Annotated in this window: 13 protein-coding genes; all 13 read left to right on the top strand. The window is 67.6% G+C overall.

What is annotated here, in order from left to right; translation table 11 throughout:
- Positions 1-188 precede the first annotated feature (188 nt).
- The 13 genes from pyrR to G6N77_RS03500 all read left to right on the top strand — a co-directional run bounded on the left by pyrR (position 189) and on the right by G6N77_RS03500 (position 15,299).
- Complete coding sequence (gene pyrR / locus G6N77_RS03440) at positions 189-797, top strand: bifunctional pyr operon transcriptional regulator/uracil phosphoribosyltransferase PyrR (RefSeq protein WP_165180606.1); 609 nt, start codon at positions 189-191, stop codon at positions 795-797.
- Positions 794-1,801, top strand: a complete 1,008-nt coding sequence (locus G6N77_RS03445) for an aspartate carbamoyltransferase catalytic subunit (protein WP_165180607.1) — start codon at positions 794-796, stop codon at positions 1,799-1,801. Before pyrR ends, G6N77_RS03445 begins: the two co-directional genes overlap by 4 nt.
- Entirely contained in the window at positions 1,798-3,123 is a 1,326-nt protein-coding gene (locus tag G6N77_RS03450; protein WP_165180608.1) for a dihydroorotase, read from the top strand. The genes G6N77_RS03445 and G6N77_RS03450 overlap by 4 nt, the downstream gene beginning before the upstream one ends.
- On the top strand, positions 3,123-3,677 hold the full coding sequence (locus tag G6N77_RS03455) for a PH-like domain-containing protein (protein WP_306986664.1): 555 nt from the start codon (positions 3,123-3,125) through the stop codon (positions 3,675-3,677). Before G6N77_RS03450 ends, G6N77_RS03455 begins: the two co-directional genes overlap by 1 nt.
- Positions 3,674-4,873 carry a glutamine-hydrolyzing carbamoyl-phosphate synthase small subunit gene (carA, locus tag G6N77_RS03460; RefSeq protein ID WP_165180609.1) on the top strand — a complete coding sequence of 400 codons (1,200 nt, stop codon included), beginning with the start codon at positions 3,674-3,676 and terminating at the stop codon, positions 4,871-4,873. The genes G6N77_RS03455 and carA overlap by 4 nt, the downstream gene beginning before the upstream one ends.
- Positions 4,873-8,181 carry a carbamoyl-phosphate synthase large subunit gene (gene carB / locus G6N77_RS03465; RefSeq protein WP_165180610.1) on the top strand — a complete coding sequence of 1,103 codons (3,309 nt, stop codon included), beginning with the start codon at positions 4,873-4,875 and terminating at the stop codon, positions 8,179-8,181. Before carA ends, carB begins: the two co-directional genes overlap by 1 nt.
- Entirely contained in the window at positions 8,174-9,070 is an 897-nt protein-coding gene (gene pyrF, locus G6N77_RS03470; protein ID WP_165180611.1) for an orotidine-5'-phosphate decarboxylase, read from the top strand. The genes carB and pyrF overlap by 8 nt, the downstream gene beginning before the upstream one ends.
- A gap of 98 nt (positions 9,071-9,168) precedes the next feature.
- Complete coding sequence (gene mihF / locus G6N77_RS03475; RefSeq protein WP_165180612.1) at positions 9,169-9,489, top strand: integration host factor, actinobacterial type; 321 nt, start codon at positions 9,169-9,171, stop codon at positions 9,487-9,489.
- Entirely contained in the window at positions 9,486-10,100 is a 615-nt protein-coding gene (gmk, locus tag G6N77_RS03480) for a guanylate kinase (RefSeq protein ID WP_240901642.1), read from the top strand. Before mihF ends, gmk begins: the two co-directional genes overlap by 4 nt.
- A gap of 33 nt (positions 10,101-10,133) precedes the next feature.
- The gene (gene rpoZ / locus G6N77_RS03485) at positions 10,134-10,391 is read left to right on the top strand and encodes a DNA-directed RNA polymerase subunit omega (protein ID WP_165180613.1); all 258 of its coding nucleotides are present in this window, start codon (positions 10,134-10,136) and stop codon (positions 10,389-10,391) included.
- 27 nt (positions 10,392-10,418) lie between these two features.
- Complete coding sequence (gene coaBC / locus G6N77_RS03490) at positions 10,419-11,684, top strand: bifunctional phosphopantothenoylcysteine decarboxylase/phosphopantothenate--cysteine ligase CoaBC (RefSeq protein ID WP_165180642.1); 1,266 nt, start codon at positions 10,419-10,421, stop codon at positions 11,682-11,684.
- A 78-nt stretch (positions 11,685-11,762) separates the two neighbouring features.
- The gene (gene metK / locus G6N77_RS03495) at positions 11,763-12,965 is read left to right on the top strand and encodes a methionine adenosyltransferase (protein ID WP_165180614.1); all 1,203 of its coding nucleotides are present in this window, start codon (positions 11,763-11,765) and stop codon (positions 12,963-12,965) included.
- A gap of 156 nt (positions 12,966-13,121) precedes the next feature.
- Positions 13,122-15,299 (top strand): primosomal protein N', encoded by a 2,178-nt coding sequence (locus G6N77_RS03500; RefSeq protein ID WP_165180615.1) that lies wholly within the window; start codon positions 13,122-13,124, stop codon positions 15,297-15,299.
- Positions 15,300-15,314 lie beyond the last annotated feature (15 nt).

The raw sequence follows: 15,314 nt of genomic DNA on the forward strand, positions 1-15,314 counted from the left end.
CTGCCACTGCGGCTGCGGCTGTGGCTGTGGCTGTGTCCAGGGCCCGGGTTCAGTCATGGTTCAACCTTAGGGCCAGCCCGGTGGCGCTCCAAGGGGCCGCGCGGGCAGGTGGGGCCTGTGGTAGTTTTGGAAATGCAATCATCCTTTTAATTCCGTCCTGTGAGGCGGGGAAAGGGGGACGCGAGAAAATGAGCAGCCCCTCGGCAGCATTTGAGGAAGCACCGTTCAACGCAGCATCGGCCAATGTGTCGCGTGTGGTCCTGACCGCAGCAGACATCGACCGCGCGTTGACTCGTATCGCCTATGAAATTCTGGAAGCCAACAAGGGTTCGGCGAACCTCCTCCTCTTGGGCATTCCCCGGCGCGGTTATCCTCTCGCCCAGCGCCTGGCCGCGAAACTCGCCGCCACTGATCCCACCATTGACCCGCAGGCCATTGTCGGCCAGCTGGACGTCACCATGTTCCGTGACGACCTGGCCCACCACCCCACCCGCGCCCCGGAACGCACCGCGCTCCCCGTCTCCGGCATCGACAACAAGGTCATTGTGCTGGTTGACGACGTCCTGTACTCGGGGCGGACCATTCGCGCCGCGCTGGACGCCCTGGTGGACCTGGGCCGCCCCCGCGCCGTCCGCCTGGCTGTCCTCGTGGACCGGGGCCACCGCGAACTGCCCATCCGTGCCGACCATGTGGGCAAAAACCTGCCCACTTCCTCGAGCGAAAAGGTCAGGGTCCGCCTCGCGGGGATCGACGGCCCCGGCGCAGCCGACCAGGTTGTCATCGAGGCCGGCGCATGAGGCACCTCCTTGACACCGAAAGCCTCAGCCGCGACAACGCCATCCAAATCCTTGACACAGCCCAGGAAATGTCGGCCGTGGGGGAGCGCGAAGTAAAGAAGCTGCCCGCCCTGCGCGGGCGCACCGTGGTGAACCTGTTCTTCGAGGACTCCACGCGCACCCGCATATCCTTCGAGGCGGCAGCCAAGCGGCTTTCAGCGGACGTCATCAACTTCAGCGCCAAGGGCTCCTCGGTCTCCAAGGGCGAGTCGCTGAAGGACACGGCCCAGACACTGGAGGCCATGAGCGCTGACGCCGTCGTCATCCGACACTGGGCCTCCGGGGCACCTGCGCGCCTGGCCACGTCCGGCTGGATTGACGCGGCCGTGATCAATGCCGGGGACGGCACCCACGCCCACCCCACCCAGGCCTTGCTGGACGCCTTCACCATGCGCGCCCACTGGTCGCAGCTGGCAGGCACGCCGTCCGTGGGCGGCGACCTGGCCGGCATGCGCGTTGTCATTGCCGGCGATGTGCTCCACTCCCGGGTGGCACGGTCCAATGTGTGGCTGCTGCGCACCCTCGGAGCGCACGTGACCCTCGTGGCGCCGCCCACCCTGCTGCCCGTCGGAGTCGGGCACTGGCCATGCGAAGTCAGCTACGACCTGGACGCCACACTGGACGCCGGGGTTGACGCCATCATGATGCTCCGCGTCCAGGCCGAGCGCATGGATGCCTCGTTCTTCCCGTCCACCCGGGAATATGCCCGCCGCTGGGGGTTCGACGACGCCCGGCTGGCCAGGCTGGACGAACTCAAGCTCAAGGACACCATCATCATGCACCCGGGGCCCATGAACAGGGGTCTGGAAATCTCATCCTCGGCGGCCGACTCGGCACGCTCCACGGTGCTCCCCCAGGTGCGCAATGGCGTGTCGGTGAGAATGGCCGCCCTGTACCTGCTGCTGTCGGGCGAAATGCGCGAGCAAGCAACCCCCGCACCGTCGAACGCAAAGGACAATTCATGACTGCCGCCAGCTACCTCATCCGCGGGGCATCCCTGCTCGGCACCGCGGCCGGCGACTTGCTGGTGCGCGGCGGCATCATCGCCGCCGCCGGAGAAAACCTGGGCCCGGACGTGGTGGGGGACGCCACTGTCATTGACGCAGCCGGGCTGGTGGCCCTGCCCGGCCTGGTGGACCTGCACACGCACCTGCGCGAACCCGGCCGGGAGGACTCCGAAACCGTCGAAACCGGAACCCGCGCGGCGGCACTGGGCGGCTTCACGGCGGTGCACGCCATGGCCAACAGCTCGCCGGTGGCCGACACGGCAGGCGTGGTGGAGCAGGTCTACACGCTGGGCCGCGAATCAGGCTGGGTTGACGTGCGCCCCGTGGGCGCCGTCACCGTGGGCCTGGCCGGCAAGCAGCTCGCCGAACTGGGGGCCATGGCCGATTCCCGTGCGCGCGTCCGGGTGTTCTCCGACGACGGCATCTGCGTCAGCGACCCCGTCATGATGCGCCGGGCCCTGGAATACGTCAAGGCGTTCGACGGCGTCATCGCCCAGCATGCCCAGGAACCCCGCCTGACCGAGGGCGCACAGATGAACGAGGGCAAGGTCTCCGCCGTCCTCGGCCTGGCCGGCTGGCCCGCCGTCGCGGAGGAATCCATCATTGCCCGTGACGTACTGCTGGCCCAGCACGTGGGCTCGCGCCTGCACGTCTGCCACGTTTCGACCGCCGGCTCGGTCGAAATCATCCGCTGGGCCAAGGAGCGCGGCATCAACGTCACGGCCGAGGTCACGCCGCACCACCTCCTGCTCACCGAGGAACTGGTGCGCAGCTGGAACCCGGTTTACAAGGTCAACCCGCCCCTGCGGGCCGACGCCGACGTCCACGCCCTGCGGGCGGCATTGGCTGACGGCACCATCGACATTGTCGGGACCGACCACGCACCGCACCCCAGCGAGGCCAAGGAATGCGAGTGGGCGGCCGCGGCCATGGGCATGACAGGCCTTGAAACGGCCCTGTCAGTGGTCCAGGAGACCATGGTTGAGACGGGCTTGATGAGCTGGGCCGACGTAGCCCGGGTTACTTCCACCGCACCGGCCGCCATTGGCCAGCTGGCCGATCAGGGCCGTCCACTGGAGGTGGGCGAGCCGGCCAACCTGGTGCTGGTTGACCCTGCGGCCCGCTGGAACGTTGACCCTGCCGCCATGGCCACCAAGGGCCGGAACTCACCCTTTGCCGGCATGGAACTGCCCGGGCGGGTGGTGGCCACCTTCTTCCACGGCCACCCCACGGTCCTGGACGGAAAACTGAACACCCCCTTCATCCACGGAGGGAACTAGTGGGCGACCGCACAGTTCCCGTCCTGATCACGCTGGCGATCCTGCTGGCCATTTTCGCCCTCATGTGGTGGGGCTGGCGGAACAAGCTCAAGCGCCAGGGCGGCATCGCCGAACTGCCCCCCGTTCCGGACGACGCCGGCCCGGCCAGCCTGAGCGTGCCCGGCCAGTACGTCACCACCACCTCCGAGGGGGACTGGCTGGACAGGATCGCCGTCCACGGGCTGGGGTTGCGCACCAAGGCCGTCCTCGGCATCCACGCCGGGGGCATCCTGATCGCCCGCAGCGGCGCGGCGGACGTGTTCATCCCCCGCGACGCACTGACGGAAATAGGGACGCAAAGTGGCATGGCGGGAAAGTTTGTCGAGAAGGACGGCCTGGTGGTCATGACTTGGCGCCTGGGCACATTGTCCGTGGACACGGGATTCAGGACCACGGCGGCCGAGGCAAAAAGGCCGCTGGTCAGGGCCCTGCAGGAGCTCCTGCCGCCGGATGGCGCCGAACTGCCCGAAACATCATCAGCTGACGCAGACATCAAGAAGGAACAAAGCGAATGAGTGAAGCATCCATGCCTGCACAGGCACTGTTGGTCCTGGAAGACGGCCGCATCTTCCGGGGCACAAGCTACGGGGCCGAGGGCACCACGCTGGGCGAGGCCGTGTTCACCACCGGCATGACCGGCTACCAGGAGACCCTGACTGACCCCTCCTACGCCCGCCAGCTGATAGTCCAGACCGCCCCGCACATCGGCAACACCGGCGTGAACCAGGCGGACAACGAGTCCACCAGGATCTGGGCCGCCGGCTACGTGGTGCGGGACGCCGCACGCCGCCCGTCCAACTGGCGCTCGGAAGGCACGCTTGACGACGAGCTCCGCGCCCAGGGCATCGTGGGGATCCAGGGCGTTGACACCCGCGCCATCACCCGACACCTGCGCGAACGTGGCGCCATGAAGGCAGGCATCTTCTCCGGCGCCGGCGCGTCCCGCCCTGAGGCGGAACTGCTGGCCGAAGTGGCCAAACAGCCCTCCATGGAGGGCCTTCAACTCGCGGAAGAGGTCAGCGTGGCCGAGCGCTACGCCGTGGAACCCGCCGAGCACGGCTGGGACGGCGAGCCCCTCTTCACCATTGTGGCGCTGGACCTGGGCATGAAGTCGATGACCCCTCACCGCTTTGCAGAGCGCGGCGTGCGCGTGCACGTGCTGCCAGCCGCCACCACGTTCGAGGAAGCGCAGGCCCTGAACCCGGACGGAGTGTTCCTCTCCAACGGCCCCGGCGACCCGGCCACCGCGGACCGGCAGGTGGGCTTTGTGCGCAGCTTCCTGGAAGCGGGAGTTCCGTACTTCGGCATCTGCTTCGGCAACCAGATCCTGGGCCGCGCCCTGGGCTTCGGCACCTACAAGCTGCGCTACGGCCACCGCGGCATGAACCAGCCTGTCATGGACCGCAGCACGGGCAAAGTGGAGATCACCAGCCAGAACCACGGCTTCGCAGTCGACGCACCCCTGGACGGGGCCACCCGGGCCCCCGAGGACCGGTTTGGCCGCGTCGAGGTCAGCCACATCAGCCTCAACGACCAGGTGGTGGAGGGACTTTCCTGCCTGGACATCCCGGCGTTCTCCGTCCAGTACCACCCCGAGGCAGCGGCGGGCCCCCATGACGCCGCCTACCTGTTTGACCGGTTCATCGCGCTGATGGGCCGGAACAAGAAGAGCACCGCAGCCACCCAGAACGAGACCGAGGAATCCAAGTAATGCCGAAGAGAGAAGACCTGAAGTCAGTCCTGGTCATTGGTTCCGGCCCGATTGTGATCGGCCAGGCCGCCGAGTTTGACTACTCCGGCACGCAGGCCCTGCGCGTTTTGAAGGAGGAGGGCCTGAGGGTCATCCTGGTCAACTCCAACCCGGCCACCATCATGACGGACCCCGAGTTCGCCGACGCCACCTACGTTGAACCCATCACCCCCGAGGTGGTGGAAAAAATCATTGCCAAGGAACGGCCCGACGCCGTGCTGCCCACCCTGGGCGGGCAGACGGCCCTCAACACCGCCATTGCCCTCGACAAGGCTGGCGTGCTTGCCAAGTACAACGTCGAGCTGATCGGCGCCAACATCGCCGCGATCGAACTGGGCGAGGACCGCGAAAAGTTCAAGGGCGTGGTGGAGCGCTGCGGCGCCGAATCGGCCCGCAGCCACATCATCCACACCCTGGAGGAAGCCCACGAGGCCGCCGAGGACCTGGGCTACCCCATGGTGGTCCGCCCCTCCTTCACCATGGGCGGGCTGGGCTCCGGCCTGGCCTACACGCCGTCGGACCTGGACCGCATTGTGGGCCAGGGGCTGCAGTACAGCCCCACCACCGAGGTGCTGCTCGAAGAGAGCATCCTCGGCTGGAAGGAATACGAGCTGGAGATGATGCGCGACAAGAACGACAACGTCGTGGTGGTCTGCTCCATCGAAAACTTTGACCCGGTGGGCGTCCACACGGGCGACTCCATCACCGTGGCCCCGGCCATGACGCTGACGGACCGCGAATACCAAAACCTGCGCGACATTTCCATCGCTGTCATCCGCGAGGTGGGCGTGGACACCGGCGGCTGCAACATCCAGTTCGCCATCGAGCCGGACACGGGCCGCGTCGTCGTCATTGAGATGAACCCGCGCGTCTCCCGGTCATCCGCCCTGGCGTCCAAGGCCACCGGCTTTGCCATCGCCAAGATCGCCACCAAGCTGTCCCTGGGCTACACACTGGATGAAATCCCCAACGACATCACGCAGAAGACGCCGGCCTCCTTCGAACCCACGCTTGACTACGTGGTGGTCAAGGTCCCGCGCTTTGCCTTTGAAAAGTTCCCGGCCGCGGACCCCACCCTGACCACCACCATGAAGAGCGTGGGCGAGGCCATGGCCATTGGCCGCAACTTCACCGAGGCCCTGCAAAAGGCCCTGCGCTCCCTTGAGCAGAAGGGCTCCAGCCTGGACTTCAGCTCCGTGAACGCCCTGGACGTCCCGGACCTGATTGAAGCCGCCAAGCGCCCGACGACGGAACGTCTGTCCCAGGTCCAGCGCGCACTGCTGGGCGGGGGCACCATCGAGGAACTGTACGCCGCGACGGGGATCGACCCCTGGTTCCTGGACCAGCTGGTGTTGCTGAATGAGGTGGCCGTGACCATCCGCCAGTCCACCGCGCTGACGCCGGACATGCTGAAGCTGGCCAAGCGCCACGGCTTCTCCGACGCCCAGATCGGCTCCCTGACCCACAACTCCGAGGCCGTGGTGCGCGGCGTGCGGCAGGCCCTGGACATCCGCCCCGTGTACAAGACTGTGGACACCTGTGCCGCCGAATTTGCCGCCTACACGCCCTACCACTACTCCTCCTACGATGAGGAGGACGAGATTGCGCTGCACGAAAAGCCGTCCATCATCATCCTGGGTTCGGGCCCGAACAGGATTGGCCAGGGCATTGAGTTTGACTACTCCTGCGTGCACGCCTCCATGGCGCTGCGCAAGGCCGGCTACGAGACCGTGATGGTCAACTGCAACCCCGAAACCGTCTCCACCGACTACGACGTCTCCACGCGCCTGTACTTCGAGCCGCTGACGCTTGAGGACGTGCTGGAAATCATCGCCGCGGAGGAACGCACCGGCGGCGTCATGGGCGTGTTCGTCCAGCTGGGCGGCCAGACCCCGCTGAAGCTGGCACAGGAACTGGCCGACGCCGGCGTGCCGATCCTGGGCACGTCCCCGGAGGCGATCGACCTGGCCGAACACCGCGGCATGTTCTCCCGCGTGCTGGATGACGCCGGCCTCCTGGCGCCGAAGAATGGCACGGCCGTCTCCTTCAACGACGCCAAGAAGATCGCCGACGAAATCGGCTACCCCGTCCTGGTCCGGCCCTCCTATGTGCTGGGCGGGCGCGGCATGGAGATCGTCTACGACGAAAGCAATTTGTCCCGGTACATCAAGAACGCCACTGAAATCACGCAGGCCCACCCTGTGCTGATCGACAGGTTCCTCGAGGACGCCATCGAAATCGACGTGGACGCGCTCTTTGACGGCAAGGACATGTACCTCGGCGGCATCATGGAACACATTGAGGAGGCCGGCATCCACTCCGGCGACTCCGCCTGCGTCCTTCCCCCCATCACCCTGGGCAAGGACGTGCAGGAGCGGGTCCGCGAGGCGACCCGGGCCATTGCCGAAGGCGTGGGCGTGCGCGGCCTCATCAACATCCAGTTTGCCCTGGCCGCCGACGTGCTCTATGTGCTGGAGGCCAATCCGCGTGCCTCCCGCACCGTGCCGTTTGTCTCCAAGGCAACCGGCGTGCAGCTGGCCAAGGCCGCCGCACTCATCGGCACCGGGGTGTCCATTGCACACCTGCGCAGCGTCCACCACATCCTGCCGGAAGTGGGCGACGGCGGAAACCTCCCCGACAGCGCACCGGTTGCTGTGAAGGAGGCCGTCATGCCGTTCAGCCGTTTCCGCACCCCCGAGGGGCACGTTGTCGACTCCCTGCTGGGCCCGGAAATGCGCTCCACGGGCGAGGTCATGGGCATCGACAAGCACTTTGACACGGCCTTCGCTAAGAGCCAGGCCGCGGCCAACGGCGCCCTGCCCGTCTCGGGCAAGGTGTTTGTCTCCGTGGCGAACCGCGACAAGCGCTCCATCATCATGGCCGTAAAGCGCCTCGTGGACCTGGGCTATGAAATTGTCTCCACGGGGGGCACCGCCGATGTGCTGCGCCGCAACGGCATCAACTCCACCACGGTGCGCAAGGTGGCCGAGGGCAGTTCGGCGGAAGGTGAGGGCACAGTGGTGGACCTCATCAACAACGGTGAGATCGACATGATCTTCAACACGCCTACGGGCGGCCAGGCCCGCGGCGACGGTTACGAAATCCGTGCCGCCGCCGTCTCCAACGGCAAGCCCTGCATCACCACCGTGGCCGAATTCAACGTGGCCGTCCAGGCCATGGAGGCGCTGCGCCACTATGAGTGGGATGTGACCAGCCTGCAGGAGCATGCGCAGGTGCTCCAGGCCGGCCTGGCGGCGCAGAATGCCTAGCCCGGACGGGCCCGGCGCGGCGGCGGGCCCGGCAGCCCCGGCCACACAGGGCGGGGCCGGGCGCGCCCCCTTCGGTGCGCGCCTGTGGGCTGCCATGCAGGCTAAGGGGCCTTTGTGCGTGGGCATCGACCCGCACCCGGGCCTCCTGGCCGCCTGGGGCCTGCCCGACACTCCCGGCGGGCTGCGCAGCTTTTCCCTGGCGGCACTGGAGGCGGTGGCCCCGCTGGCCGCGGCCGTCAAGCCGCAGGTGGCCCTGTATGAGCGGCACGGCTCGGCCGGCATGGCCGCCCTGGAGGAACTCCTGGCCGCCGCCTCGCAGGCCGGCGTGCTGACCATCGCAGACGCGAAACGGGGGGACATCGGCTCCACCATGGCCGGCTACGCGGATGCCTGGCTTCGTGACGGCTCCACGCTTGCCGCGGACGCCGTGACCCTGAGCCCGTATCTGGGTTTCGAATCGCTGCGCCCGGCGCTTGACCTGGCCGCCGCCAACGGCAGGGGGGTGTTCGTCCTGGCCTTGACCTCCAACCCCGAGGGGGCCTCCGTCCAGCATGTGGGCGGCAGCGAGTCCGTGGCCCGGCGCATCGCCGGGGCGGCCGCCGTCGAAAACCAGCGCTATGCCCGGGATGTGCTGGGCTCGGTGGGCCTGGTGGTCGGCGCCACCGTCGGTTCGGCGCTGGCGGACCTCGGCATTGACCTGTCGGCTGTGCGCGGGCCCATCCTGGCACCCGGACTCGGCGCCCAGGGTGCCACCGGGGCGGACCTGCGGGCCACCTTTGGGGCTTCCTATCCGGCCGTGCTGGCCACCTCCAGCCGCGGAATCCTGGCCGCCGGCCCGGATGTTGCCGCGCTCCGGGCAGCCACCCGGGAGGCCCTGCAAGGCCTGTAGTGCCGCCGGATTGATTTTGCCTGCCCGGTGCGGATAGGTTCAGTAGACACCCGCTTTTGCTGAAGCTGTCCGTACCGTGGCCATTTGAGGAGCCAGTTGTGAGTTTGCCATCGCTCTCAAGCCAGGAACGCTCAGCTGCCCTGAAAAAAGCTGCGGCCGCCCGGACCAGGCGTTCGGAAACAAAGCGGGAGCTGAAGAACGGCAAGGTGAGCGTGGCGGCCGTCATTGCCGCTGCAGCCCATGAACCGGCACTGGGCAGGCTCAAGGTGAGCGATTTATTGGAAGCCCTACCGGGCATTGGAAAGGTACGTGCAACAGTGATTATGAGCGAGCTGGGGATAGCCCCAACCCGCCGGGTGAGGGGGCTGGGCGTGCACCAGCGCCGCACCCTTGTGGAGTACCTGGGACAGGACTCTTGAACGGGCCCGTCCTGCCGGTGGAAAATACCGTCCGCACCAAGGCCCGCAGCGGTGTGACTGTTCTGGCCGGTCCCACAGCCGTCGGCAAGGGCACGGTGTCCACCTTCATCCGTGACAATTACCCGCAGGTGTGGCTGTCCGTGTCTGCGACCACGCGCCCGGCCCGGCCCGGCGAGGTGGAAGGCGTCCACTACTTTTTCAAGACCGCCGAGGAATTCGACGCCCTGGTGGCGGCCGGCGAGCTGCTCGAGTGGGCCGTGGTCCACGGCGTCAACCGCTACGGCACGCTGCGCAGCACCGTCGAGGACGCCGTCGCGGCTGGCCGTTCGGTGCTCCTGGAGATCGACCTCCAGGGCGCCCGCCAGGTCAAACAGGCCATGCCGGAGGCCGACTTTGTGTTTCTTTCCCCGCCCAGCTGGCATGAACTTGTCCGCCGGCTGGTGGGCCGCGGCACGGAAAGTGCCCAGGAACAGCACCGCCGCCTGGAAACAGCTAAACTGGAACTTGCTGCCCAGCCGGAGTTTGACTACACCATCATCAACGATGAGGTAGGCCGCGCCGCAGCCGAGCTTGTCACCCTGATGGGCCTCACCCCCAGCCACCGTGACTAACAGGCGTCACCCATACATATTTTGGAGAAGCAATTGACTACACAACTCGAAGGCATCATCAACCCGCCCATCGACTCCCTGCTGGAGCGTTCGGACTCGAAGTACGGGCTGGTCATCTTTGGTGCCAAGCGCGCCCGGCAGATCAACGCGTACTACGCACAGCTCCACGAGGGCCTGTTTGAGTATGTCGGCCCGCTGGTGGACACGAAGCTCAACGAAAAGTCGCTTTCCATCGCCTACCGTGAAATCGACGAGGGCCTGCTGGTCTCCACGCCGATCGAAACCGCCTAAGCGCCCCGCGCCGAGCCGGTGACCGTGCTGAACATTGTCCTGGGCGTGGGCGGCGGAATCGCCGCCTACAAGTCGGCCCTGCTGCTGCGCCTTTTCACCGAGGCCGGGCACCGGGTCACTGTCATCCCCACGGAGGCTTCCACGAAATTTGTGGGCGTGGCCACGTGGGAGGCACTCAGCGGGCAGCCGGTCACCAACGACGTATTCGATGCCGTTGACCAGGTCAACCATGTGCGCATCGGACACGAAGCGGACCTCATCGTGGTCGCCCCCGCCACGGCCGACCTCCTGGCCCGGGCCGCCGGCGGGCAGGCCAACGACCTCCTGACCACCACCTTGCTGATGGCCCGCGGGCCGGTGCTGTTTGCCCCCGCCATGCATACGGAAATGTGGCGGCACGCTGCCACGGCGGCCAATGTGGCCACCCTCCGCTCGCGCGGGGTGCACGTGCTGGAACCCGCCGTCGGACGGCTCACCGGCCCGGACACCGGCCCCGGCCGGCTGCCGGATCCCGAGGTGATCCTGGCCGCAGCCATGGAGCTGGTGGGCAGCCCGGCTGCCCCCAACACGCACGACGCCGGGTCCCCGGCTGGTGCCCGGCCGCTGGTGGGCCGTCAGGTGGTGATCACGGCAGGCGGCACGCGTGAACCGCTGGACCCCGTCCGCTTCCTGGGCAACAAGTCCTCCGGCAAGCAGGGCGTGGCGCTGGCCGAATCCGCCCTCGCAGCCGGTGCCGAGGTCACCTTCATTCACGGCCACATGGACGTCCCGGCCCCGGCCGGCGTGAAGGCGCAGTCCATCGAGACGGCGCTGGAACTGCGCTCGGCCACCCTCGCCGCAGCCGCCACGGCTGACGTCGTCATCATGGCTGCCGCCGTGGCCGACTTCCGCCCGGCCACCATTTCCACCGGCAAGATCAAAAAGCGCGACGACGTGGCGGATCCCGTCATCAAGCTGGTCCGCAACCCGGACATCCTGGTGGAAATTGTGGCGCACCGTGCCGCCCAAAACCGCGCCCAGCTCATTGTGGGCTTCGCCGCTGAAACCGGCGACTCTGAATCCGACGCCCTCAGCTATGCGCAGGCAAAACTGCAGCGCAAGGGCTGTGACCTCCTGGTGGTCAACGAGGTCGGTCCGGGGGAGTCGGGCACCGAAAAGGTCTTCGGCCAGGACGGCAACCGGGTGGAAATCCTGGCCCTCGACGGTGCCGGCACCGTGCAGGCCGCCGGCAGCAAGCGCGAGGTGGCGGACGCCGTCGTGCGTGTCATAGCGGGGCGGCTCGGCAGCCCCTAGCCCGCCGTGTGTGAACGCGTGTTTCAAGCCAAGCCCCCTGCCAACGGGGCACGAACCAGAACCAAGTAGAGTGAATCAGTGACAACAGCGAACCCCTTGCGCCTTTTTACCTCCGAGTCAGTGACTGCGGGGCATCCGGACAAGATCTGCGACCAAATCAGCGACGCCATCCTGGACGCGCTGCTCGCCGAGGACCCCGATTCCCGCGTGGCTGTGGAAACCATGGCCACCACGGGCCTGGTGCACGTGGCCGGCGAGGTCACCACCAACGCGTATGTGGAAATTCCGCAGATTGTCCGCAACACCATCCTGGACATCGGTTACGACTCTTCCGCGAACGGTTTCGACGGCGCCCGCTGCGGCGTCTCAGTCTCCATCGGCCAGCAGTCACAGGACATCTTTGACGGCGTGTTCAATTCCCTGGAGGTGCGTGAAGGCACCGCGGTGGATGAGGACGACGCCCAGGGCGCCGGCGACCAGGGCCTGATGTTTGGCTATGCCAGCAATGAGACTGCGTCCTACATGCCCACCCCCATTTTCCTGGCACACCGCCTCTCCGAGCGCTTGACGGATGTCCGCAAGTCCGGGCAGCTGGCCTACCTGCGCCCCGACGGCAAGACCCAGGTGACCATCGGGTACGACGGCGACGTCCCCGTCTCCGTGGACACCGTGGTCATTTCCAGCCAGCACGCCGAAGGCACCTCTCTGGACAGGCTCCGTGCGGACCTGCAGGAATTTGTCATTGCGCCCGTCATGGACGCCTCCGGACTGGACCTTTCCGCCATGAAGGCCCACCTGAACCCCGCAGGCGCCTTTGTGGTGGGTGGTCCCGTGGGCGATGCCGGGCTGACCGGGCGGAAGATCATTGTTGACACCTACGGCGGCATGGCACGCCATGGCGGCGGCGCGTTCTCCGGCAAGGACCCGTCAAAGGTGGACCGCTCGGCCGCCTACGCCGTGCGCTGGGTTGCCAAGAATGTGGTGGCGGCCGGGCTGGCGTCCCGCGCCGAGGTCCAGGTGGGCTATGCCATCGGCGTTGCGCGGCCCGTGGGGATTTATGTGGAGACGTTTGGCACCGAGACCGTGGACCCGCGTCGGATTGAGCAGGCCATCGAGTCCGTCTTTGACCTCCGCCCGCGCCCCATCATCCGGGACCTGGACCTCAAGCGCCCCATTTACGCCAAGACGGCCGCGCACGGCCACTTTGGCCGTGACGACCCCGACTTCACGTGGGAAAACCTTGACCGTGTGGATGCCCTGAAGGCCTTTTTCAACGCCTAGGCCCCGCCCGGGGCGCATTTGGGCCCGGGTTGTCCACAGCCAAGCACAGCGGCCGGCAATTTGTCGGCAGGCTGTGCTTAGCTGGTTTCAGGGGCAATACCGCCCCGGCTTGCGGCCACCGTGGCTGCCCGCCGTTGCTACAGGAGGGAGGACGCCATGGCAGCGCACCAGGAACCGGGCGTCCAGCTGACCCTCCTGAGCGGCTTTGTGGGCCGCGAGCGGGTGGCTGACCCGCACAGCGGCGTGGAATTGGCACCGGCGCTGCCCGTGGCCCAGGTGGTGATTGACTCAGCACTGCCGCACCTTGACAGGGTCTTTGACTATTCCGTCCCCAAAGAGCTGGACGCAGACGCGCAGCCGGGTGTGCGCGTGCGGGTCAAGTTCTCCGGACAGGACCTCAACGGCTTTCTGGTTGGCCGTGCTGAGCATTCGGAATCCGAGCGCCTGGTGCCGCTGTCCCGGGTTTATTCGGCAGTTCCCGTGCTGGCCCCGCAGGTGCTGGAACTGGCCCGCCGGGTGGCCGCCCGCTATAGCGGCACGGTGGCTGATGTGCTGCGCGTTGCAGTGCCGCCCCGCGTGGCCAGCCTGGACAAGGGGTATCTGAAACAATTGCAGGAGCGCGCGGACGCTGCCGCACTTGCAGGCGCCCCGGCCGCGCCCGGCAAGGGCCTGGACGCCGGTGTGCCGGGGGGACGTGCCGTGCCGGCGCCCCCGCCGGCGGCGCACCCGGGCCATTCCCTGTTCCGCGGCTATGCACATGCCGAGGACTTTCTCACCCGCCTGGCCATGGGGGCGTCGCCCAAGGCGGTGCTGCAGTCGCTGTCCGGGTACGGCCCTGCCTCCTGGCACCACCAGCTTGCCCAGGCCGCGGCCTACTGCCAGCTGTCCGGCCGCGGCGCCATTGTGGTGGTGCCCGACCTCCGCGACCTGGAACTGCTGGAGAAGGCCTGTGCTTCTGTGCTGCCGGCCGGCAGTTTCGTGAAGCTCACGGCCGACGACGCCCCGAGCCTGCGCTACGACAACTTTCTTCGCGTGCTCAGCGGCGATGTAAAGATAGTCATCGGGACCCGTTCCGCCGCCTATGCCCCCGTCACCGACCTGGGCCTGGTGTGCTGCTGGGACGACGGCGACGAGCTTCACCTTGAACGCCGGACGCCGTACCAGCACAGCCGCGACGTCCTGCTGCTGCGCTCGGAGGTGGAGGACACGGCCGTGCTCATGGCCTGCCACAGCCGCAGCATGGAGTCCCAGCGGCTGGTGGCCACCGGGTGGGCCCAGTCCCTGGTCGCTGAACGTCCCGTGGCACGGACGGAGACTGCCCGCGTGGTCAGCACCGCTGACAGCTGGGAACAGGAGCGCGATCCGCTGGCATCGCTGGCGCGGCTGCCCCACCGCGCCTGGGAAAGCGCCCGGGCCGCCCTCAAGTCCGGGCCGGTGCTGGTCCAGGTGGCCCGCACGGGCTACGCACCCGCACTTGCCTGCCAACGTTGCCGGGAGGCGGCCAGGTGCACGGAGTGCACGGGGCCGCTCATGCAGTCCCGGGCACCTGGTTCCAGCCAGGTGCTGGTCACATGCCGCTGGTGCGGCCGGGCGGAAACGTCCTTCAGCTGCCCCACCTGCGGGAACCACACCTTGCGCGCCTCTGCCGTGGGTGCGCTGCGGACTGCGGAGGAACTGGGGCGTGCCTTTCCGTCGGTTCCCGTCATTTCCTCGGCCGGTGACCACGTCAAGGCCGTTGTCCCTGACCGGCCGGCCATTGTGGTTGCCACCGTCGGCGCGGAACCGGTGGCCCCGAGGGGCTACGCGGCAGCCCTGCTTCTGGACGGTGACGCGATGCTCCGGCGCGAATCCCTGCGCTCGGGGGAAGACACCCTGCGGCGCTGGATGAATGCCGCGGCGCTGGTGCGACCGGCCAGGGAGGGCGGCACAGTGGTTGTCACGGCGGACGACTCCATCGAGGTGCAGGCACTGGTCCGGTGGGATCCGGCCGGCTACGCGGAGCGCGAGTTCGGGCTGCGCCATGAGCTGGGGCTGCCCCCGGCCGTGCGGGTGGCGGCACTGACCGGGGCGGAAGCCGATGTTGTTGCCTTCGCGGCTGCCCTGGACCTGCCGGAATCCGCACGGACAGTGGGGCCGGCACCGGTGCCGGGCTCCTACGGTGCCCGCCCGGGCGTTGACGGGGACAGCGCCCCCGACTACCGGACTCTGGTCTTCTTCCCCTACGCCATGGCCGCCACCGTCACGGGTGCCATGCGTGCCCTGAAGGCCGCCAACGCCGCCCGCAAGGTGGGATCCGCCGTGCAGGTCCGCTGCGACGGCGTTGACGTCATCTAAAGTTCCCTGCCCCGT

It is taken from the genome of Arthrobacter silviterrae (genome assembly GCF_011045165.1).
In the GTDB taxonomy this organism is placed as follows: Bacteria; Actinomycetota; Actinomycetes; order Actinomycetales; family Micrococcaceae; genus Specibacter; species Specibacter silviterrae.